At 62.0% G+C, this 21,340-nt stretch carries 20 protein-coding genes and 1 riboswitch; of the genes, 18 read left to right on the forward strand and 2 right to left on the reverse strand.

Features of this window, described 5'->3' with window-relative positions:
- Positions 1-284 precede the first annotated feature (284 nt).
- Positions 285-623 carry a carboxymuconolactone decarboxylase family protein gene (locus BUB04_RS16650; protein WP_073041593.1) on the forward strand — a complete coding sequence of 113 codons (339 nt, stop codon included), beginning with the start codon at positions 285-287 and terminating at the stop codon, positions 621-623.
- An 82-nt stretch (positions 624-705) separates the two neighbouring features.
- Positions 706-1,281 (forward strand): NUDIX hydrolase, encoded by a 576-nt coding sequence (locus BUB04_RS16655; RefSeq protein ID WP_073041595.1) that lies wholly within the window; start codon positions 706-708, stop codon positions 1,279-1,281.
- Between the two features lie 424 nt (positions 1,282-1,705).
- Here BUB04_RS16655 and BUB04_RS16660 read toward each other — a convergent pair whose 3' ends face one another.
- The gene (locus BUB04_RS16660; RefSeq protein ID WP_073041597.1) at positions 1,706-2,221 is read right to left on the reverse strand and encodes an asparaginase domain-containing protein; all 516 of its coding nucleotides are present in this window, start codon (positions 2,219-2,221) and stop codon (positions 1,706-1,708) included.
- 212 nt (positions 2,222-2,433) lie between these two features.
- Between BUB04_RS16660 and BUB04_RS16665 the strand changes: the two genes are divergently transcribed.
- From BUB04_RS16665 to BUB04_RS16680, 4 genes are all read left to right on the forward strand, one after another.
- Entirely contained in the window at positions 2,434-4,134 is a 1,701-nt protein-coding gene (locus BUB04_RS16665; RefSeq protein WP_073041600.1) for a glutamine--tRNA ligase/YqeY domain fusion protein, read from the forward strand.
- Positions 4,131-4,826, forward strand: coding sequence for a DUF166 family (seleno)protein DfsP (gene dfsP, locus BUB04_RS19960; RefSeq protein ID WP_267461763.1), 696 nt, complete (start codon positions 4,131-4,133; stop codon positions 4,824-4,826). Before BUB04_RS16665 ends, dfsP begins: the two co-directional genes overlap by 4 nt.
- Positions 4,827-5,215: 389 nt before the next feature.
- Positions 5,216-5,318, forward strand: a riboswitch (TPP riboswitch).
- Between the two features lie 103 nt (positions 5,319-5,421).
- Complete coding sequence (gene thiC / locus BUB04_RS16675; protein ID WP_073041602.1) at positions 5,422-6,699, forward strand: phosphomethylpyrimidine synthase ThiC; 1,278 nt, start codon at positions 5,422-5,424, stop codon at positions 6,697-6,699.
- 15 nt (positions 6,700-6,714) lie between these two features.
- Positions 6,715-7,494, forward strand: coding sequence for a sulfide-dependent adenosine diphosphate thiazole synthase (locus tag BUB04_RS16680; RefSeq protein ID WP_073041604.1), 780 nt, complete (start codon positions 6,715-6,717; stop codon positions 7,492-7,494).
- A gap of 34 nt (positions 7,495-7,528) precedes the next feature.
- Here the strand turns inward: BUB04_RS16680 and BUB04_RS16685 are convergent, their stop codons facing one another.
- On the reverse strand, positions 7,529-9,349 hold the full coding sequence (locus BUB04_RS16685) for a B12-binding domain-containing radical SAM protein (protein ID WP_073041606.1): 1,821 nt from the start codon (positions 9,347-9,349) through the stop codon (positions 7,529-7,531).
- Between the two features lie 199 nt (positions 9,350-9,548).
- Here BUB04_RS16685 and BUB04_RS16690 point away from each other — a divergent pair, with 199 nt between their 5' ends.
- The 12 genes from BUB04_RS16690 to BUB04_RS16745 all read left to right on the forward strand — a co-directional run bounded on the left by BUB04_RS16690 (position 9,549) and on the right by BUB04_RS16745 (position 21,290).
- The gene (locus BUB04_RS16690) at positions 9,549-10,580 is read left to right on the forward strand and encodes a rod shape-determining protein (RefSeq protein ID WP_073041608.1); all 1,032 of its coding nucleotides are present in this window, start codon (positions 9,549-9,551) and stop codon (positions 10,578-10,580) included.
- A 100-nt stretch (positions 10,581-10,680) separates the two neighbouring features.
- Positions 10,681-11,544 carry a rod shape-determining protein MreC gene (gene mreC / locus BUB04_RS16695; protein ID WP_073041609.1) on the forward strand — a complete coding sequence of 288 codons (864 nt, stop codon included), beginning with the start codon at positions 10,681-10,683 and terminating at the stop codon, positions 11,542-11,544.
- A gap of 9 nt (positions 11,545-11,553) precedes the next feature.
- Complete coding sequence (locus tag BUB04_RS16700; protein WP_073041610.1) at positions 11,554-12,072, forward strand: hypothetical protein; 519 nt, start codon at positions 11,554-11,556, stop codon at positions 12,070-12,072.
- Between the two features lie 14 nt (positions 12,073-12,086).
- Positions 12,087-14,069 (forward strand): penicillin-binding protein 2, encoded by a 1,983-nt coding sequence (gene mrdA / locus BUB04_RS16705; protein ID WP_178372027.1) that lies wholly within the window; start codon positions 12,087-12,089, stop codon positions 14,067-14,069.
- The gene (gene rodA / locus BUB04_RS16710; RefSeq protein WP_073041611.1) at positions 14,062-15,177 is read left to right on the forward strand and encodes a rod shape-determining protein RodA; all 1,116 of its coding nucleotides are present in this window, start codon (positions 14,062-14,064) and stop codon (positions 15,175-15,177) included. The genes mrdA and rodA overlap by 8 nt, the downstream gene beginning before the upstream one ends.
- A 226-nt stretch (positions 15,178-15,403) precedes the next feature.
- A complete protein-coding gene (locus tag BUB04_RS16715; protein ID WP_073041613.1) occupies positions 15,404-15,829 on the forward strand; it encodes a F0F1 ATP synthase subunit B in 426 nt (141 codons plus the stop codon).
- Positions 15,830-15,868: 39 nt separating this feature from the next.
- Positions 15,869-16,447, forward strand: a complete 579-nt coding sequence (gene atpF / locus BUB04_RS16720; RefSeq protein WP_073041616.1) for a F0F1 ATP synthase subunit B — start codon at positions 15,869-15,871, stop codon at positions 16,445-16,447.
- Positions 16,444-16,995, forward strand: a complete 552-nt coding sequence (gene atpH, locus BUB04_RS16725) for an ATP synthase F1 subunit delta (RefSeq protein ID WP_073041618.1) — start codon at positions 16,444-16,446, stop codon at positions 16,993-16,995. Before atpF ends, atpH begins: the two co-directional genes overlap by 4 nt.
- The gene (gene atpA / locus BUB04_RS16730; RefSeq protein WP_073041620.1) at positions 16,995-18,512 is read left to right on the forward strand and encodes a F0F1 ATP synthase subunit alpha; all 1,518 of its coding nucleotides are present in this window, start codon (positions 16,995-16,997) and stop codon (positions 18,510-18,512) included. Before atpH ends, atpA begins: the two co-directional genes overlap by 1 nt.
- Positions 18,513-18,538: 26 nt before the next feature.
- Positions 18,539-19,411: an ATP synthase F1 subunit gamma gene (atpG, locus tag BUB04_RS16735; protein ID WP_073041622.1), complete on the forward strand. Its 873-nt coding sequence runs from the start codon at positions 18,539-18,541 to the stop codon at positions 19,409-19,411.
- Between the two features lie 37 nt (positions 19,412-19,448).
- Positions 19,449-20,858: a F0F1 ATP synthase subunit beta gene (atpD, locus tag BUB04_RS16740; RefSeq protein WP_073041624.1), complete on the forward strand. Its 1,410-nt coding sequence runs from the start codon at positions 19,449-19,451 to the stop codon at positions 20,856-20,858.
- Positions 20,859-20,882: 24 nt separating this feature from the next.
- A complete protein-coding gene (locus BUB04_RS16745; RefSeq protein WP_073041633.1) occupies positions 20,883-21,290 on the forward strand; it encodes a F0F1 ATP synthase subunit epsilon in 408 nt (135 codons plus the stop codon).
- The last annotated feature ends 50 nt before the right edge of the window (positions 21,291-21,340 follow it).

Genomic DNA, 21,340 nt, shown 5'->3' on the forward strand with positions numbered 1-21,340 from the left:
CTAGTGGTTAACAGCCACCCGCTCTGCCGATTGAGCTACCGGGGAACAAGTTCAGGCGCGCCTTCGATGCTCTCGAAAACGCCGCGATTGAGTAGCAAACGGCGTGGGCTTTGTCAAGGAAAAAGCAGGGATTGGAATTGCCCGGCTCCGGCGCGCCGCTCCCGGGACGGCCGGATCCGCCATGGTTGCCTCGATTCCCGGGATGGCTTAGTCTGGAAGGGTCGACAAAGACGCTCTGCCGGGCAGGAAGGACAATGCGCACCCAATGAAGGAGGGAAGAAATCATGGCGGAAAACATGGAAGCCGCGCTGGAAAGGCTGCAGCAGAACGCGCCGCGCCTGATGGAAAGCTTTTTCCGACTCCACGACACGGTGATCGAGGACGGGGTCTTGAGCGCCAAGACCAAGAGGCTGATCCAGGTGGGGATTGCCACGGCCTTACGCTGCGAGCCGTGTATCCGCCGGAGCGTGCAGGGGGCCATGGAACAAGGGGCGAGCCGGGAGGAAATCCTGGAAGCGGCCGGCGTGGCGGTGCTCATGGGCGGAGCACCCTCCATGGCCTATTGCGCCCGGCACGTCATGGACGAAGTGGAAGCCTTCGAAAAGGCGAAGGCCCAAGGATGACCGGCGGGAAAGGGTCGGGTTTTTTCCGGACAGGATGCCGGGATGGCCGGGCGGGCCCCGGCGGCGGCAAAGAGGGGGTTGCATGGCTCCGAGGAAGTGGACCGTCCTTTCCAGCGAACGCTGGAACGGAACGCGGATCGTGGGGTTTCGAAAAGATCGGGTGGTGTCGCCCCGCACGGGTCGGGAACACGACGTCTTCGTGCTGGAATCCCCCGCCTGGGTGAACGTCATTCCCATCACGGCCGACAGCCAGGTGGTGCTGGTCCGCCAGTACCGGCACGGCATCCGGGACGTGACCCTGGAAATCCCGGGCGGCGTGGTGGAAGACGGAGACACCCCGGAGGAAGCCGCCCGGCGCGAGCTTCGCGAAGAGACGGGCTATGAGGCGGAATCCCTTGTTTCCCTGGGGTACGTGCAGCCCAACCCGGCCATCCAAAGCAACCTGTGCCACACCTTCGTGGCGCTCCGGGTGCGCCGCACGGGCGATCCGTCCCCGGACGACATGGAGGACATCGAGGTGGTCACCCGCCCCCTGGCCCAGATCCCGGCCCTGATCGACCGGGGGGAAATCAACCACGCGCTCATCGTGGCGGCCTTCTGCCGGTTCTTCCTTCGCTACCGGGATGAGGGCCTCCACGAAATCCTGACGGCCGTCTGATCCCGAAGACCGCCGGGCGGCCCTTCCGAGAACCCCTTTGGCCCTTTGGCGGATCATGTTCCCATGGAGGGGCGGTTCGCGAACCGCCCCTACGGCTGCTTGCAGGGCACAGCCCCGCAATCTGTGGATCCGGGGCTCCGCCTCATCCTCAAGCCATCCAGGAGGCCTTCTGACAATGGGTCCGAAAGCCCTTTCCCCTGGGAGTGCGGGCCTCCGGCCAGCACGGGAAGCGGGCGAGACGCCCGCACTCCCAGGAAAAGGCCATTCTCGGACACGCTCCTACGGAGCCTGTCTGACAATGGGCTCTTTGCCTCGTTTTGTCTCCATCCGTCATCCCCGCGAAAGCGGGGATCCAGGATTTCCGGGAACCTATGGACTCCCGCTTGCGCGGGAGTGACGGTTTGCGGAGTTCTCGGACAGCCTCCTACGGCCTCCGGCTTCCGACCCCTTCCGTTTCCAGCTCCTCGAAGCGGTTGGCTTCCCGGTTCTTCCGCACCTTCCGGGGATCGAAGATTCGTCCGTTCATGGCGATGTAGACCCCGGGCGGCAGGGTCTGGACGGCGGCCACGGCCGCGCCCACGTTGAAGGGGGCGTCGCTCGACTTGATGCGCGCGGGTTCGATGGCCCCCGTGAGCACGATCACCTTGCCCGGGATGCCCCGGAGCTTCTCGGCCGTTTCCTTCATGGTGTCGGTTCCGTGGGTGATGACGATCCGGCTGGAGGCGCATTCTTCCACGGCCCGGCGGATCAGGGCCCGGTCCGCATCGGTCAGATCCAGGCTGTCCTTTCTCAGGAGAGGCCGGATTTCGTAGTCCACCGTCACGTTGGCTTCCTTCAGGATCACTTCCACCTGGGGTTCCCCCACTTCGTAGCGGCTCATCTGGTCGAAGTAGACCTTGTCGATGGTCCCGCCGGTAGTGAAAATGCAGATCTTTTCCATGATAATGCTCCCCGCCAATGGGCATTCCGATTGTTGAGGTGCTCCAAGATAGACGAAGGGGCCTTGGGATGGCAAACAGGAGGGGCTTCTTGCCGCGGAACTTGAAAGAGGAGCGGAAAACCGATAAAGAGCGTACAATTTGAGAAGGCCGGCCGGCGCTCGAAAAAAACGCCCGGCGGCGCACCGGGGCCGAGGGAGGACGAAAACGCCTTATGAATACGGAAAAAGAGACTTTCACGCCGCCCAACTTCATCAAGGACATCATCGAAGAGGACCTCAAGACCGGCAAGTACGGCGGCCGGGTCCACACGCGGTTTCCTCCGGAACCCAACGGATACCTGCACATCGGCCATGCCAAGTCCATCTGCCTCAACTTCGGCCTGGCCCTGGAATACGGCGGCCTGTGCAACCTCCGCTTCGACGATACCAACCCCGCCAAGGAAGACGTGGAATACGTGGAGTCCATCCAGGAGGATGTGCGCTGGCTGGGCTTCGACTGGGGAGAGCGCCTCTTCTATGCGTCCGACTACTTCGACCGGCTCTACCAGTACGCCGTGGAGCTCATCAAGAAGGGCAAGGCGTATGTGGACAGCCTGAGCCCGGAAGAAATCCGCCAATACCGGGGCACGCTCACCGAACCCGGCAAGGAAAGCCCCTACCGGAACCGTTCGGTGGAGGAAAACCTGGATCTTTTTGAGCGGATGCGGGCGGGAGAATTCGAGGAAGGCCAGTGCGTGCTCCGGGCCAAGATCGACATGGCCTCCCCCAATCTCAACCTGCGGGACCCGGTGATCTACCGCATCAAAAAGGCGACTCACCACCGCACGGGGGACAAGTGGTGCATCTATCCCATGTACGACTTCGCCCACTGCCTGTCCGATTCCATCGAAGGGATCACCCACTCCATCTGCACCCTGGAATTCGAGGACCATCGGCCTCTCTACGACTGGTTCCTGGACGAACTGGAGGTCTACCATCCCCGGCAGATCGAGTTCGCCCGGCTGAACCTGAGCTACACGGTGCTGAGCAAGCGAAAGCTCATCCAGCTGGTGGAGGAAGGCCTGGTTTCCGGCTGGGACGACCCGCGCATGCCCACCATCTCCGGGTTCCGCCGGCGGGGCTACACGCCCGAGTCCATCCGCACGTTCTGCGAACGGATCGGGGTGGCCAAGCGCGACAGCGTGGTGGACATCGCGCTCCTGGAACACTGCATCCGCGAGGACCTGAACAAGCGGGCTCCGCGGGTCATGGGGGTGCTCAGGCCCCTCAAGGTGGTCATCGTGAACTATCCCGAAGACCAGGTGGAAGAGCTGGAGGCGGTGAACAACCCGGAAGACCCGTCCATGGGAACGCGCAAGGTCCCCTTCTGCCGCGAGCTCTACATCGAACGGGACGATTTCCGCGAGGATCCCCCGAAAAAATACTTCCGGCTCGCCCCGGGCCGAGAGGTGCGCCTGCGCTACGGCTACTACGTCCAGTGCGTGGACGTGGTCAAAGACCCGGCCACGGGAGAGATCTCGGAAATCCATTGCACCTACGATCCCGCCACCCGCGGGGGCTGGTCGCCGGACGGGCGCAAAGTCAAGGGAACCATCCACTGGGTGTCGGCCCGCCATGCCGTCCCCGCCCGGGTGCGCCTCTACGACCGGCTGTTCACCCGGGAAAATCCCAACGACGTGGAAGAAGGAAAGACCTTCCTGGATTACATCAACCCCGAATCCCTGGTGGAACTCGACCACTGTCTGGTGGAGCCGAGCCTCCAGGGGGCCCGGCCCGGGTCCCGCTACCAGTTCGAGCGGCTGGGCTACTTCTGCGTGGACATCCGGGACAGCGCTCCGGACCGGCTGGTCTTCAACCGGACGGTTTCCCTGCGCGATTCCTGGGCCAAGATCGAAAAGGCCATGGGGCGATGACGGAAAAGTGTGAAAACAGCCGGCGGGAAGCCCCCCAGAGGATTCTCGTCTTTCAGCAGAAAGGAAGCGGCGAGGCCAAGATCGCGGGCCTTCGCCGGTACGGCGGGGATCGCTTCCGGATCCGGGTCCACTCCATCGACGAGCCCCTGCCGCCCGTCCTGGACGATACGGACGGGTATCTGCCGGAAAAGATCGAAGCGGACCTGGTCCTGGACTTTCTCAAACACCCGGATTTGTCCGAAGACCTTGCCAAGCGGTGCGCGGCCCAGGGGGTTCCCGTGGTGGCGTCGGGAAAGAAGGTCAAGGGTCCCGGCGTCTTCATCCCCCCCACCTGATGCGGCCTTCCCAGGCCGGGCCGCCTGGGCGACTATGAACAGATGTTTGGGGCACCCGAAGTGAAGGTGACCGTGAAAGACGGACGGATCGCCGCCGTGGAGGTGCTGAGGGGGGCTCCCTGCGGCGCCACGTGGGAGGCGGCGCAGCGCATTGTGGGATGCCCCGCGGACGAGGCTCCGGTGCGCTACAGCCTGGAAACCCAATACTTCTGCTCGGCGGACCCGTCCAACTGGGATCCGCTCTACGGCAAAAGCCCGGTACACTTCGCCGCCGACGTGCACAAACACGCCCTGCGAAAGGCCCTGGAATCCCTGGGCGTGGAACCGGGTCCCGACCCGGAGGACGAGGCCCGGTAGGAGGCTGTCTGACAATGTGTCCGAAAGCCCTTTCCCCCGGGAGCGCGAGCGTCTCGCCTGCTTCTCGTGCGGGCCGGAGGCCCGCGCTCCCAGGAACCCCGCATTCTCGGGCAGCCTCCGGTAGGGGCTTGTGCGGAAAGGAGCACACGGGCTTTTTCATCGTAGCGCAGCCCTTCAGGGCTGCGAAAAGATCCGAGGAAGACGGATGGGCTTTCGGGTGTTTCCCGCAAGTCCAAGGAGTTGCAAGAATCCCTTTCCGCGGGGCTGAAGCCCCGCGGCTGAAGAGAGTCTGAATTCCCGGATTCCCGGGCGGCTGTGCCGCTGACGCACAATCCCCCGGGAGTCGGGGCTGTTTTCTTTAAGCGGAACGTGTTAAGAAGACATTGTTAGCGATCGCCAGGGGGCGTCCTTTCCCCGTGGAAAGGGCTGAGAAGTCACCCCTCGAACCTGATCCAGGTCATGCTGGCGGAGGGATTGGCGAGCGGATCGAGAAGAGATGACCCCCCGGCCGCTTTCCAGGCGGCCTTTTTCGTGCCTCTCTTGAGACCTTTGCTCACCCCGTCCCTCCTCCGCGAACAAGGGGAGGAGAGAACCCATGAAGACCCAACTGGATTTTGCCAAGGCCGGCATCGTGACCCCGGAGATGGAGGCGGCCGCCCGGAACGAACCCGTGGATGCAGAAACCCTGCGGGACCTCATCGCGTCGGGCCGTGCCGTCCTTCCCCGGAACCGGAACCATTCCTTCCCAACCGTCCGGGCCATCGGCCGGGGCCTCAGGACCAAGGTGAACGCCAACCTGGGCACCAGCGGTGAATGCGCCGACATGGATCTGGAGCGCCGCAAGCTGGAGGCTGCCATCCGGGCTCGGGCCGATTCCGTCATGGACCTTTCCACCGGCGGCGACCTCCAGGCCCTCCGTTCCATGTACCTTGAAGAGGCCGGCACCATGGTGGGAACGGTGCCCATCTACGGCATCGCCACCGAAATGGTCCGCAAGGGCGTGCCGCTGGAAAAGATGGACGGCGACGCGCTTCTTCGGGGGATCGAGGAGCAGTGCCGGCAGGGGGTGGACTACATCACCGTCCATTGCGGGGTGACGCTGGCGTCGGTCCGGAAGCTGGAGCACTTCCAGCGGATCATGCCGTGCGTGAGCCGCGGAGGCTCCATCCACATGTATTGGATGCGAAGGAACCGCAAGGAAAACCCGCTTTACGAAAACTTCGACGACCTGCTGGCCATCGCCCATGAACATGACGTGACCCTGAGCCTGGGGGACGGGTTCCGGCCGGGGACCATCGCCGATGCCATCGACGGGGCCCAGATCGAGGAGTTGATGATCCTGGCCGAGCTGGCCCGGAGGGCCAGGGAGCGTGGCGTTCAGGTCATGATCGAGGGGCCGGGTCATGTGCCGCTGGAACACATCCAGTCCCACGTGCAGCTCCAGAAGAAGCTCTGCGACGGCGCGCCCTTTTACGTGCTCGGGCCCCTGCCCACCGACATCGCGGCGGGCTACGACCACATCACGGCCGCCATCGGGGGAGCCCTGGCCGGGGCCGCCGGAGCGGACTTCCTCTGCTACGTGACCCCGGCGGAGCACCTGGGGCTTCCCACGGAAGACGACGTGTATCAGGGGGTCATGGCCGCCCGCATCGCCGCCCACGTGGCAGATCTCGCCAAGGGGATTGGCGGAGCGAGGCAGCGGGATGAGGCCATGTCTCGATGCCGGCAGGCGTTGGACTGGGACGGGGTGGTGGCGGCGGCCCTGGATCCGGACCTGGTCCGGCGGCGCCTCCAGGTGGCGGAAGACCGGGAAGCCTGCACCATGTGCGGCAAGCTGTGTGCGGTCAAGATCGTTCGCCAAGCCATCGCGTAAAGGGAGGGATAAAGCATGGGGCTGGATGAAAGGATCATTACCCGGGCCATCGTGGATCGCTATTTCCACAAACTCAAGGCCGCCATCGATTTGGATGTGGCCATCGTGGGGGCGGGCCCGTCGGGGCTTGTGGCCGGAATGCTTCTGGCCGAAGCGGGGACACGGGTGGCTCTTTTCGAGAGAAAACTCAGCGTGGGCGGGGGCATGTGGGGCGGTGGCATGCTCTTCAACGAGATCGTGGTGCAGGAAGAAGCCAAGGCCGTCCTGGACCGGGTGGGCATCACCGCTCAGCTTTACCAAGAAGGATACTATACGGCGGACGCCGTGGAGGCCGTTTCCACCCTCACCAGTCGATGTGTCAAGGCGGGTGCCCGGATCTTCAACGGCGTGAGCATCGAAGACGTCCTGATGCGGCCGGAACGGATCATGGGCTTGGTGCTCAACTGGTCGGCCGTGGAAATGGCCGGGCTGCACGTGGATCCCTTGGCCGTGCGGTGTCGGGTTGTCGTGGATGCCACGGGACACGATACGGAAGTGGTGAAGGTGGTGGAGCGGAAGGTCCCCGGGTCCCTTTTGACGCCCAGCGGCAAGCGGGAGGGGGAGCGTTCCATGTGGGCCGAGGAGGCGGAGCGGCTGACCCTGGAAAACACCCGCGAAGTCTACCCGGGCTTGTACGTGGCGGGGATGGCGGCCAATGCCACCTTCGGAGGGCCGCGCATGGGCCCCGTCTTCGGAGGCATGCTGCTTTCCGGCCGGAAGGTGGCCCGGCTGATCCTCGAGCAGCTCAAGTCGTGACGGCAGCGAGGCCGGGGAGGAAACACCCCGGGCCTCAGTTCAGTTCCCCGATGCGGAGGCGCCGGATGTGGGGAGGGCACCGCTGCCAGATCCTTTCCAGGAAGGCGTCTTCTTCTTCCTCGGGGAAGTCCGGCGGAAAGCCCACCCAGGCCTGCCGGGACGTGTCCGGAAACTCGCCGGAAGATTCCCCTTCCGCTTCGATCGGATGGGGGCGGAGCGGGATGCGAAGGAGAACGTGGCTGCCCCCCGGTGCGGCGAAACGCACCAAGAGCTGCACCGATCGGAGCGGGTCCAGCGTCGAAAAATACTCCCGATCCATCACGTGGCTTCGCCCGGACAGCAAACGGGCCGCCCAGGCGTGAATCTTTTCCCAGTCCAGGTGGTTTTCATCCACCACCAGGGTCAGCAGAGTGTGAGGGTTCCTTTCCAGGGCCTCCGCCAGGGCATGCCCGCCGGGGCCCGAAAGGTCGTCGGCGGTTTCCAGGTGGACGGTGAGGGTGTTTCCCGGGTGTTCGGTCCCCGGGAAAGCCCTGCGCCGGGGATCGCTGGGAGCTTCCGGCCTCAGGGCGGCTTGCGGCACCTCCACCGGAAAGAAGTCGATGCCGGTGGCCCGGTCCGCATATTCGAACGCATGGCGGATGTCGTCCGAACTCATGTGGGGGGTGCTCAGGACGTAATAGGGCGGCTCGGGAAGGTAACGGATCCCCAGTTCCCGGGCCTTGCGGCGGAGGTTGGTGCCGGGCAGAACGCTCAGCGGGTAGAGACTCAATTCGTCGAAAAGATCCTTTTCCGCCACGAAATCCACCGCCCGCTTCACGTCCTCCACCGTGTCGTGGGGAAGGCCCACCATGATGTCCACCATGACCGACATGCCTTCCCGGCGCATGCGGCGAACCGAATGAACGAACCGATCCCGGTCGAACCGGCGCCCCACGGCCGCAAGAGCCCTGGGGTTGATGGACTGAAGCCCCACCTCCACCTGCTGGAGGCCCGCACGGGCCAGGCGCCCGATGCGGTCGTCCGTACAGTCTTCCGCGTTGAGTTCCGCCTGGAATCGCAGGGGAAAGAGGGCGCGGGCCTCCTCCATCGCCCGAATGAGCGCCTCCAGGTTCGGCCGGCGCGCAAAGCAGGGATCGAGGAAATAGACCTCCTCCACGCCCTGTTCGGCGGCCCAGAAAAGCTCGCGGCGGATCCGTTCCAGGGCGAAGGGGCGAGGGCGGGGATAGCTCTTGTGGTAGTAGCAGTAGGCGCACCGGTAGGGGCAGCCCCGGACCGTTTCCAGGATGACCGTGCCCGCGGCCGAGGGCCCCAGGGTTCCTTCCAGATAAGGCGAGGGGATGGCATCCAGGGAGGCGAGAAGGGGGCGGGGCGCCGTGGCGATCCACCGGCCCTCGTGGCGCAGCAGGAGCCCCCCAATGGCGGTCATGTCCGCTCCCGGGGCGGAAAGCGCTTGCATGAGTTCCGCGAAGGTCTGCTCCCCTTCCCCCACCACGCCGTAGTCGAAAAAGGGATGGCCCAGGAGGAAATCGTTGTCCCGGTTGACTTCCGGGCCTCCGAAGACCACGACCGTTTCCGGATGCCTTTCCTTGATGCGGCGGGCCAGGTGGATCGAGCGTTCCACGTTCCACACGTAGCAGCCGAACCCGACCACATGGGGCCGCAGGCCTTCCAGCCAGTCCAGGAGGCCCGCGTCTCCCGCCTCGTTGAGCACGTCCCCCGGTGGGAGCTCCACGGCAACGGATTGTGGCAATGTCCGGGCATATCCGGCAAGATAGGCCGGTCCCAGCGGGATGTTTTCCGACGGGTAGTCCGTCTGGTGGGATGGAACGGGCAGTTGGAGCAAGGCGATTTTCATGGGACCTCCCGAGTGGTTTCTCTTGCCCTCGGCGTCGTCGTGTCGGGCTCCGGCGGCAAGCCGATTCGCTTTCTTATTTTCATTCCGGACGCCCGGCCGTGTCCACACAAACTTGGTGCATACAAACCCGTTGCAGATCACGAGGTGAAATGATAGGAAGTCATGACCTGTTTCGACTCCACACAGAGAGGGAAGCCTTATGTTCCTGAACCGCGTTCTGGGCTGGTTTTCAAACGATCTGGCTATCGATCTGGGCACGGCTAATACCTTGGTCTATGTCAGGGGGAAAGGCATCGTGCTTTGCGAACCCTCGGTGGTGGCCGTACGCCGCACCAACGGCCAGAACACCCAGGTGGTCGCCGTGGGCAAAGACGCCAAGCTGATGCTCGGGAAAACTCCGGGCAACATCGTGGCCATCCGGCCCATGAAGGATGGCGTCATCGCGGATTTCGAAGTGGCCGAGGCCATGCTCCGCTACTTCATTCGCAAAGTGCATAACCGCCGGAGCCTGGTCCGCCCGCGGATCATCGTCTGTGTTCCCTCGGGAGTCACTCAGGTGGAGCGAAGGGCCGTGCGCGAGTCTGCCGAATCGGCCGGGGCGCGGGAAGTCTATCTGATCGAAGAGCCCATGGCGGCTGCCATCGGCGCGGGGCTCCCCATCACGGAGCCGGTCTGCAACATGATTGTGGACATCGGAGGCGGGACCACCGAGGTGGCCGTCATCAGCCTGGCGGGCATCGTCTACAGCCGCTCCGTTCGCGTCGGTGGAGACAAGATGGATCTGGCGATCCTGCAACACATCAAGCGCAAGTACAACCTGCTCATCGGGGAGCGGACGGCGGAACTGATCAAGGTGACCATCGGCAACGCCTATCCCACCGAAGAGGTGGAGACCATGCACATCAAGGGGCGCGACCTGGTCAGCGGCATTCCCAAGACCATCGAGATCAACTCGGAGGAAGTGCGGGAATCCATCCAGGAGCAGGTGGACAGCATCGTGGAGACCATCAAGATCGCCCTGGAGCAGACGCCTCCCGAGCTGGCGGCGGACATCGTGGACCGCGGGATCGTGCTGACCGGCGGCGGAGCGCTGCTCCGCAACCTGGACCATCTGCTTCGCCTGGAAACGGGCTTGCCCGTGACCCTCACCGAGGATCCCATGTCCACGGTGGTGTTGGGGTCGGGCAAGGCCTTGGAAGATATCGAGGTGCTGAAAGAGGTTCTCAGCTGAGGTCCGCCCTGGGCCGACCATATAATCCGTCCACTTGGGCCCTCCCAGGAAGAAGTCCGGTGACGCCTCCACAGGAAGTTTCGGTAAAGGTGACTGGAAAATGCCGGATTGGCTGCGCAAGCTGCGCGTTGTCCTCTTTGCCCTGCTGATCGGCGGGGTTTTCTTCTACGTCTTGTCTCTTAGCTTCAAGGTTCCCGAACGAATGGATCCTTTGCAACGGGGAGTGGTGGAAACCCTGGGGCCCCTTTTGCGGCTGACCCAAGCGGTGGGAAACACCGTGGACGGCTGGCTCAAGCACTACGTCTTCCTGCGGCAGGTGCAGCGCCAGAACGAAATGCTCAGGAAAGAGCTGGCCCGGTTGGAAAGTGAGCTGGTCCGCTACCGGGAGGCGTTCCTTGAGAACCAGAGGCTCCGACGTCTCCTGGATTTTCGGGAGGGCCTGAGCTTGCAGACGGTGCCGGCTAGAATCGTGGTCCACGATGCCACTGGCTGGTTCCAGACGGTCATGATCGACAAGGGTTTTAATGACGGAATTCGTGCAGATATGCCCGTGGTCAACGAGGAGGGCGTGGTGGGTCATGTCCTGCAGGTCTCGGACAACTATTCCAGGGTTCTGCTGGTAACGGACAGGGAAAGTGCGGTGGACGCGCTGATCCAGCGGAATCGAGTGCGCGGAATACTCAGCGGCAGGGATGAGGAGAGTTGCGTTCTGCGCTATGTCCGGGCCAATCAGGATGTGCGCACCGGAGACCTGGTGGTGACCTCCGGCAAGGACGGCATCTTCCCGGGAGGACTGCGACTGGGGGTGGTCCAGCAAGTGAGCAAGGATCCCGCCGCTCTCTTCCAACAGGTTGTGGTTGTTCCCGTGGTCAACCTCACCTCCGTGGAAGAGGTTTTGGTTATTACGTCCTCACCCCACCCCAAGGCCCCGTTGGTCCCCCCGGGACCGCATGTGGAGAAGTAGGCGACGTCTATGGCACTCATGATTTCGAAAGAGAAAGGCCAAGTTCCCTGGGTGAGCCTGGCCGCGGTCGGTGTGGGCTATACGCTCATCGTTTTTCTCGTCCAGGTGAAGGTCATTGCGCCATTGGATTCTCCTCACTTTCGCCTCAATCTGATGGTGCCCGTCTGCGTGGAGATCGCGTCCCTGGTTCCCACAAGCGGTGCCTTGGCGTGGGCGTTCCTGTGGGGATATGTGGTGGACGCTTTCAGTGGGCGGTTCTGGGGCGGACATGTGGGATCGTATCTATTTGCCGTCGGTCTTCAGGGCTTTGCGGCCCGCCACCTGGACATGGGTCGGCTCCAGTACAGGGTCTTGGTGGTGGGGGTGTGTGTCGTCGCCCAGGGACTGCTGTTGGCTGGTGCGGCCCTGGGAGCGGGCCGGCTGGCTTCGACCTTCATGACGATTCTTGCCCAGGGGGGGCTGTCCCTGCTGGTGGCACCGCTGGTCATGGTGCCCGTTCGAGCCATCTTGGGTGTGGACGAGGCATGAGGAGGCGGGGCACGGTGTTTCGTTCGCGGGCACGCGGCCGAGCAGGGGGGCGATCCAAGCGCTTGGTTCGCCCCGACGCCAAAGGCCTCCAATTGATTCAATGGGAGACCAACGAGAGGGCCCTGTTCGAACGGCAGTGCCGCATCATCCTCGCCTTTTTCCTTCTGGTCCTGGCCGGGTACGTATTGCGGCTGTGGTACCTCCAAGTGCTCAACGGAGCTCATTTTCGAGAGATCTCCGAAAGCAATCGCATCCGGATCACGGCCGTTCGTGCGCCGCGAGGGCTCATCTTCGATCGAAACGGCACCCCCTTGGTGGAGAATCGTCCCGCTTATCACCTCATGCTGGTCCGGGAGGATATCAAGGCACCCGAAGAGGTGGAGCGGATCCTGGAGGAGCTGGCCCGTATCTGCCGGAGGCCCCTGCGCGAGCTCCTCGACGCCCTCGAAGCCAACAAGGACAAAAGGCCCTTCGAGCCGATCCGGCTGCTGGAAGATTTGGATCGGGACGCGCTGGCGAGGCTGGAAGCCCGCCGGTTGCGACTTCCCGGAGTGTATATCGAGGTGGAGCCGAAACGCAGCTACCGGTGGAACGGAACGGCGGCTCACCTCATCGGATACCTCGGTGAAATCTCGGAAGACGAGCTGAAGGATGAAGCCTTTCGCGGCTATCAGGCGGGCGAGTTTATCGGCAAGGGCGGGGTGGAGAAGACCTTCGAAGCGCTCCTCCATGGCGAGGCGGGATGGAGACAGGTGGAGGTGGACGCCCTTGGACGTCAGATACGATCCCTGGACGAGAAGCTCCCCATTCCGGGCCGCAACGTGTGGCTGACCATTGATCTGGATGTTCAGCGCACGGCGGAGGAATGTCTGCGCGATCAGATCGGGGCCATCGTCGCCGTGGACCCGCGCACCGGTGAAGTGCTGGCGATGGCCAGCAGTCCCGCCTACGACCAGGAAAAGTTCGTCAGAGGCATGTCGACCGACGAATGGAAGGCCCTGATCAACGACATTTCCCACCCGCTGTTGAATCGGGCCATCGCATCATCCTATCCCCCCGGCTCCACCCATAAGCCGTTCGTGGCCCTTGCGGCCCTCGAAGAGGGCGTGGTGGATCCGACAACGGAAATCTTCTGCCCCGGCTGGATGCAACTGGGAACAAGAAAGTTCCGATGCTGGCGTGATTGGGGGCATGGGCACATGAACCTGTACCACGCCGTCGTCCAGTCGTGCGATGTCTACTTCTACCAGGTGGGCCTCAAACTCGGAGTTGACACAATAGCAAAATACGTCAAGATGTTCGGGTTTGGTCAAAAGACCGGTATTGATTTACCGGGAGAGCGGTCCGGGCTGGTGCCCACTCGGGAGTGGAAGAAGACGACCAAAGGCATCGGCTGGCAAAAAGGAGAGACGCTTGCCATCGCCATCGGACAGGGCTTCAATCTGGTGACGCCGTTGCAGGCGGCCATGGCTTATGCGGCCTTGGCCAACGGGGGCGTGCTCATGGAGCCTCGCATTGTGACCCGCATCGAAGCCTCCTCCACCGCTGACGACCACTTCCTGCCCTCGGCGTCCCCTCGACGCAAGCTCCCCGTCCACAGGAAGAATCTGGACTTGATCAGCAAAGCCCTCGAAGGGGTCGTCGGTCATGAACATGGAACGGCCCACCGCATCCATGTGAAAGGGATCCGGATAGCCGGTAAGACGGGCACGGCACAGGTCGTGCGTATGCCCGAGGGGGTGAGCCGTAAGCTTCTGGAAAAGGTCGTCAAGGATATGCACAGGGATCATGCATGGTTCGTGGGCTACGCCCCCGCTGATAATCCGGAGATAGTCGTGTCGGTCCTTGTGGAGCATGGAGGACACGGATCTTCGGCTGCCGCCCCGCTGGCGCAGAAAGTGATACTGTCCTATCTGGGAAAAAGGGGATTGGCGGGGTCCGTGGAAGGCAACGACCAGAAGGAAACCGTCGCAGAGGGGCCGTGGGCAGGTGATTGACAGAAGGCTTGTTGAAAACTTCGATTGGTCGATCCTGCTGCTTTTTTCGATCATAGGCTGTCTGGGGCTCGTGGGGCTCTACAGTGCCCTTTACCTGCAGATTCAGGTCAACCCGTCCCACAATCTTTTCGTTAAGCAGCTTGTGTGGTTTGCCATGGGATGCTGTTGTCTGGTGGCGGCTTTGCTGGTGGACTATCAGAAGCTTCGGGAGTGGGGCCCCTGGATCTACGCTGTGGGGGTGGCAGCGCTGGTGCTCGTCCTGTTCGTGGGCGGGGAGGTGAAAGGATCACGCCGATGGCTGGATCTGGGGGGCGTCAATGTGCAGCCTTCCGAATTCATGAAAATCGCGCTCATCATCCAGCTGGCCCGCTATTTTTCGTCCCAGGACATTCCGCCTTACCCCGGGCTCGGACGACTGGTGCCGGCCATGGTTTTCGCCTTTGTGCCCGCCTTGCTCATTTTGTTGGAGCCGGATCTGGGAACCTCCTTGTGCCTCCTCATCGTCGCCGGCACCATGGTCTTTTTTATTGGTCTGCGCTGGCGGTACCTTGTTACTGCGGCTGTCATCGGCCTGGTGAGCCTTTATCCCATCTGGCATTACGTGCTCAAAGATTATCAGAGGCAAAGGGTCCTCATGGTGCTTTCCCCTGAAAAGGACCCAACGGGCAAAGGCTATCACATCATCCAGTCCAAAGTGGCGGTGGGTTCGGGCATGCTTTGGGGCAAGGGTTTCCTCAATGGGACCCAAAACAAGCTGAAGTTCCTCCCGGAAAAGCACACCGACTTCATCTTTTCGGTCTGGGCGGAGGAGTGGGGGTTTCTGGGATGCGTCGTTCTGATCTGCCTTCTTGCGCTGCTGATCGTGGCCTGTATCCGAGTGGCCCTGCGGTCCAAGGACCGGTTCGGATCCTTTCTGGTGGTAGGCCTGACTTCGCTCATCACGTGGCAGTTGCTCATCAACATAGGAATGGTCCTGGGCCTTCTGCCCGTGGTGGGAATCACCCTTCCGTTCGTGAGCTACGGAGGGTCCTCTTTGTTGATGCTTTGCGTGGCCGTGGGCCTCATTGAAAATGTGTCTATGAGACGCTACGTTTTTCACCCGCCCTGACGTCGCAACACCCCGGATTTGAACCAAAAGGGGCATTGTGATTTTTTTTACTTTTTTCCTTGCCAACCCCCGGAAGATGTGCTAAGCACTGGCGCTATCTGGGCCTTTTGCCCAATGCGCGGCTTGGGAAAGAGCCTAGGCGATCCAAAGATTGTACTAGTGAATGCGTGTACATGGGCGAGGCGCCCGCCAGAACACATCACATGGGAAGTGAGGGTGACGGGAAATGATCAATGTTGATGTGACCTTGTTGATCCAGATGGCCAATTTCCTGGTTCTCCTGTTCCTGATGAACCTGGTCCTCTATCGGCCCATCCGGCGTCTGGTGGCTCAGCGCAATGAGCTGGTGGCTCAGCAGAGGGAGAGTATCGACAAGGCCGATCAGGCCGCTCAGGCGGCGGTGCAGGAATTTGAGGAGAAGCTGCGGGCCGCCCGGGAGGCGGGTCGCCGGAAGGTTCAGGAGCTCAAAGAAAACGCCTACCAGTACGAAAAAGAGTTGCTGGAAAGGGCGGGCCGGGAAGCCGCCCAGGAAGTGCAGGCTGTCCGGGAGAAGGTGCGGCAGGAAATCGGGGCTGTTCGGGCTGAGCTGGAGCGGCAGATCCAGGAATTTTCCCGGGAAATGGCCCAGAGGATACTGGGGCGGAGTCTCTAGGCGATCACCATGGGTCCTAACTGTGTTGAGGGGCGTTCAATGAGAAGGTGCCGTGCGACGGGGCTGTTTGTTCTTGTGTCGGGTGTCTTGGCTGCTACGGCCGTGCTTGCGGCCGAGGGGGGAGGTCATGGGGGTGGGCTCCCTTGGAAGGACTTTTTCCTGCGGCTCATGAACTTTGCTATCATGCTGGCGATTTTGGTTAAGCTTTTGAAGAAGCCCGTGACGAACTTCTTCGCCTCGCGTCGGGAAAACATCCAGCGCCTGCTGGCGGAACTGGAACAGCAAAAGAAGGAAGCCGAAAGCAAGGCGGCCGAGTACAAGGCCAAGCTGGCGGCCTTGGACAAGGAAACCGAAAAGATTTTGGCCGAGTACATCCAGGAAGGCGAAGCGGAAAAGCGTAAGATCGTGGAAGCCGCCGAAAAGCAGGCGGCTTATATCAAGGAGCAGGCCAAGCTGGCGATTCAGCAGGAGATCAAGGCGGCCAAGGAGAGCTTGCAGGAGGAGATCGCCGAGCTGTCCGTCAATGCGGCGGAGGATCTCCTCAAGAAAAATATTCGGCCCGAGGATCAGGATCGCTTGGTGGATGAATTCATGACAAAGGCGGTGGAGGCAAAGTGAAGAACCTAATCGTTGCCAAAAGATACGCCAAGGCCCTTTTCGGTCTCGCCCTGGAGGACGGGAAGCTGGAGGAGTACGGCAAAGAGCTGAGCGATCTGACACAGCTCCTCGAACAGAATCCCGACCTGATGGACGCCCTTGCCAACCCCCTGTATCCGGAAGATGCCAAGAAGGCCGTCTTTCGCGCCATTGCGGAAAAGGCCGAGATGAGCGCGGTCATGAAGAGTTTTGGGGATCTTCTGGTGGCCAAGGATCGGGTGCGGCACCTCCCGGAGATTCGAGACTACTTCCAGAAACTGGTGGACGATCACAACAACGTGGCCCGTGCTCGGGTGAGTGCGGCGGTCAAGCTGGACGAAGATTCCGTCAAGAAGATCGCCGACACGCTCAGCAAAGTGACGGGTAAAAAAGTCGTCGTGGAGTTTCAGCAAGACCCTGGTCTGATCGGGGGTGTTGTGGCTCAGATCGGCGACTTGGTGATAGACGGGAGTGTGAGGTCGCAGTTGCAGGCAATCAAAGAATCTTTGAAAAGGGGTGAGCTGGGTTAATGGAGATCAGAGCAGAAGAAATAAGCCAGATTATTCGCGAGCAGATCAAGGACTACGAGAAGAAGGTTGAGCTCAGCGAGACCGGACGTGTGCTGTCCGTGGGTGACGGTATCGCCCGCGTATACGGCGTGGAAAAGTGCATGTCCATGGAATTGCTTGAGTTCCCTACGGAGCATGGTTCCATCTACGGCCTGGCCCTGAACCTGGAAGAAGACAACGTGGGTGTCGCCATCATGGGTGAAGACATCCACATCAAGGAGGGTTCGGAGGTCCGCAGGACGGGGCGCATCGCCGAAGTGCCGGTGGGTGACGCGGTCATCGGCCGCATCATCGACCCGGTGGGCAATCCGCTGGACGGCAAGGGCCCCATCGAGGCCAAGGAGTTCTCCCGTATCGAGCGGATCGCGCCGGGCGTCATCGCGCGTCAGCCGGTTCATGAGCCCATGTATACCGGGCTCAAGGCCATCGATGCCATGACGCCGGTGGGCCGCGGCCAGCGTGAGCTGATCATCGGCGACCGCCAGATCGGTAAGACCGCCATTGCGGTGGACGCCATCCTGAACCAGAAGGACAGCGGTGTCATCTGTATCTACGTGGCGGTGGGCCAGAAGAAATCCACGGTGGCCCAGGTGGTGGAGACGCTCCGCCGTCATGGTGCCATGGAGTACACGGTGGTCGTATCGGCCTGTGCCAGCGACCCGGCACCGCTTCAATACATCGCCCCTTACGCCGGATGCGCCATGGGCGAGTACTACCGCGACAACGGTCGCCACGCCCTGATCATCTACGACGACCTGTCCAAGCAGGCCGCCGCCTACCGCCAGGTGTCGCTGCTCCTGCGTCGGCCCCCCGCGCGCGAGGCCTATCCCGGCGACATCTTCTATAACCACTCCCGCTTGCTGGAGCGCGCGGCCAAGCTCAACGATGAATTGGGCGGCGGGTCCCTCACGGCCCTTCCCATCATTGAGACCCAGGCCGGCGACGTTTCGGCCTACATCCCCACCAACGTGATCTCGATTACCGACGGCCAGATCTACCTGGAGCCGGGCCTCTTCTTCGCCGGTGTCCGTCCGGCCATCAACGTCGGTTTGTCGGTTTCCCGCGTGGGTGGCGCGGCCCAGACCAAGGCCATGAAGAAGGTGGCCGGACGCCTGCGCCTCGACCTGGCCCAGTACCGTGAACTGGAAGCCTTCGCCAAGTTCGGAAGTGACCTGGACAAGTCCACGCAGCAACAGCTCAATCGCGGTATGCGCCTGGTGGAACTGCTCAAGCAGCCCCAGTACCAGCCCATGCCGGCCGAGAAGATGGTCATGTCCCTCTACTCGGGTACCCGCGGATATCTGGACAAGATTCCCGTGGACAAGGTGAGTGAGTACGAGGCTCAGATGCTGTCGTTCGTCGAGCGCAAGTACCCTGAGATCTTTGCGGAGCTCAAGGAAAAGAACGACATCGACGATGAGCTGGACAAGAAGATGGCCAAGGCGCTGGAAGAGTTTGCAGGGGTCTTTCAAGCTTAAATCGCGCACGGGGCAGAGAGGCTGATATGGCAACCCTACGGGACATCAAGAGAAAAATTGATGCCGTAAAGAAGACCTCGCAAATCACCAAGGCCATGAACATGGTGGCGGCTGCCAAATTGCGCGGCGCCCAGGAAAACATGGAGCGCTTCCGGGTCTACGCGGAGAAGTTCCGCGAGGTGATTGGAAGGCTTGCAGCCGGCGTGGAGCAGGATGGCACCTTCGAGCTCATGACGCCTCGCGAAGAGGTGAAGAAGGTCGAACTGGTGTTGTTGACTGCGGACCGGGGTCTCTGCGGCAGCTTCAACAACAACCTGATAGTCACGGCGGAGCGGTTCATCGACCGCAAGCAGTCCGAGGGGGTCGAAGTCTCCATGACGGCCGCCGGGCGCAAAGGCCGGGACTATTTCAAGCGGCGTCGCTATCCCATCCGCCGAGAGCTGACCGGGCTGCTGAACAAGCCCAATTACGACGATGCTTTTCAGCTCGGCCGACAGCTCATCGAGCTCTTTCTGGATGGTGACGCGGACGAAGTCTATGTGATCTACAGTCATTTCCGCAGCATGGTTAAGCAGGAACCTACCGTGATTCGGCTCCTGCCCATCGTGCCGGAACAGCAGGACGAGTTGGAAGGTGGCCGCGAGTATATCTTTGAACCATCGCATCATGAGCTGCTCAACGACCTGCTTCCCAACTACGTGTACAACCAGTTGCTGGATTGCTTCTATATGACGGCGGTCAGCGAGCACGCGGCGCGAATGACGGCGATGGAAAACGCCACCAACAACTGCAAGGACATGGTGAGGGACCTGACGCTCACGTACAACAAGGCGCGGCAGGCGTCCATCACCAAGGAACTGATGGACATCGTTGGTGGCGCGGAGGCGCTCAAGAAGTAGTCGATGGTTCGGACAGACGAAGGAGGTATCGGGCCACATGAATATCGGAAGGATTGTACAGGTTATCGGTAACGTCGTTGACGTGGAGTTCGAAGAAGGGAAGCTCCCAGCCATCCTCACAGCTCTGCTGGTGAGCAACCCGGGCCTCAGCGACGAGGAAGACAATCTTGTTCTCGAAGTTGCCCAGCATCTGGGGGATAACGTGGTGCGCACCATCGCCATGGACCTGACCGACGGTCTGGTGCGTGGCATGCCGGTGAAGGACACCGGAAAGCCCATCCAGATGCCCGTGGGCAAGAAGGTCCTCGGCCGCGTGCTCAACGTGGTGGGCCGCCCGGTGGACGGCGTGGGCCCGGTGGACGCCGACGAGTATTTTCCCATTCACCGGCCGGCGCCCAGCTTCACGGAGCAGGATACCTCGGTGAACGTCTTGGAAACGGGTGTCAAGGTGATCGACCTCTTGGTGCCCTTTCCCCGCGGTGGCAAGATGGGCATGTTCGGCGGCGCCGGCGTGGGCAAGACGGTTATCATGATGGAAATGATCCACAACATCGCCATGCAGCACGGCGGTATCTCGGTGTTCGCCGGCGTGGGTGAGCGCACCCGCGAGGGGAACGACCTGTACCTGGAAATGAAGGAATCCGGCGTTCTTCCTCGCGCCGGCCTGGTCTACGGCCAGATGACGGAGCCTCCCGGAGCGCGTGCTCGAGTGGCGCTGTCGGCCCTTACCGTGGCCGAGTACTTCCGCGATGTGGAAGGCCAAGACGTGCTGCTCTTCATCGACAACATCTTCCGGTTCACCCAGGCGGGTGCCGAGGTGTCCGCACTGCTCGGCCGCATGCCTTCCGCAGTGGGCTACCAGCCCACTCTGGGGACCGACCTGGGCGAATTGCAGGAACGGATCACCTCCACCACGAAGGGATCCATCACCTCGGTCCAGTGCGTGTACGTGCCCGCCGACGACTTGACCGACCCGGCTCCGGCCACCACGTTCGCCCACTTGGACGGCACCGTGGTGCTCTCCCGTCAGATTGCCGAGCTGGGTATCTACCCGGCGGTGGACCCCCTGGACTCCACGTCCCGAATCCTGGACCCCAATGTGCTGGGTGAGGAACATTACTCGACGGCGCGCCAGGTGCAGCAGATTCTGCAGAAGTACAAGGACCTGCAGGACATCATTGCCATCCTGGGTATGGACGAACTGTCCGAAGAGGACAAGATCATCGTGGGGCGTGCTCGGAAGATCCAGAGGTTCCTGTCCCAGCCGTTCCACGTGGCCGCCCAGTTCACGGGTGTCGAGGGCAAGTATGTGAAGCTCGAGGACACCATCCGCGGGTTCAAGGAGATCGTCGAAGGCAAGTACGACGACCTGCCGGAACAGGCCTTCTACATGGTGGGCGGCATCGAAGAGGCGGTTGAAAAGGCCAAGCAGATGGCAGCCGCTTAAACCAGCTAGCGAGTGGTGATGAATATGGCCGAAAAACTGCTATTGGAGATTGTTACGCCTGTTCGGAAGGTGCTGAGCGAAGAGGTGGACATGGTGGTGGCCCCCGGGGAGATGGGCGAATTCGGGGTGTTGCACAACCACATCCCCTTTCTGACCAAGCTCAAAGTCGGTGAGCTGCGCTTCAAGGTCGGAAACGCCACCCGTTATGTGGCCATCATGGGGGGGTATGCGGAAGTGTTGCCCGACAAGGTGACCATTCTGGCGACCGCCGCGGAAGAAGCCACCGACATCGACGTCATTCGGGCTCAGGCCGCCAAGGAACGGGCGGAGCGGCGTCTTCGCGAGGCCAAGGACCGCGTAGAGTTTGCGCGGGCACAGGCTGCCTTGCAACGCGCCTTGGCACGGCTCAAGGTGGCGGAAAAGCGCGGATAGATCCGCCGACTCTTGGATCAAACGGGCCCCCTTCGCACCGTGCGGTGCGG

This window comes from Desulfacinum infernum DSM 9756 (assembly GCF_900129305.1).
GTDB classification, from domain to species: Bacteria; Desulfobacterota; Syntrophobacteria; order Syntrophobacterales; family DSM-9756; genus Desulfacinum; species Desulfacinum infernum.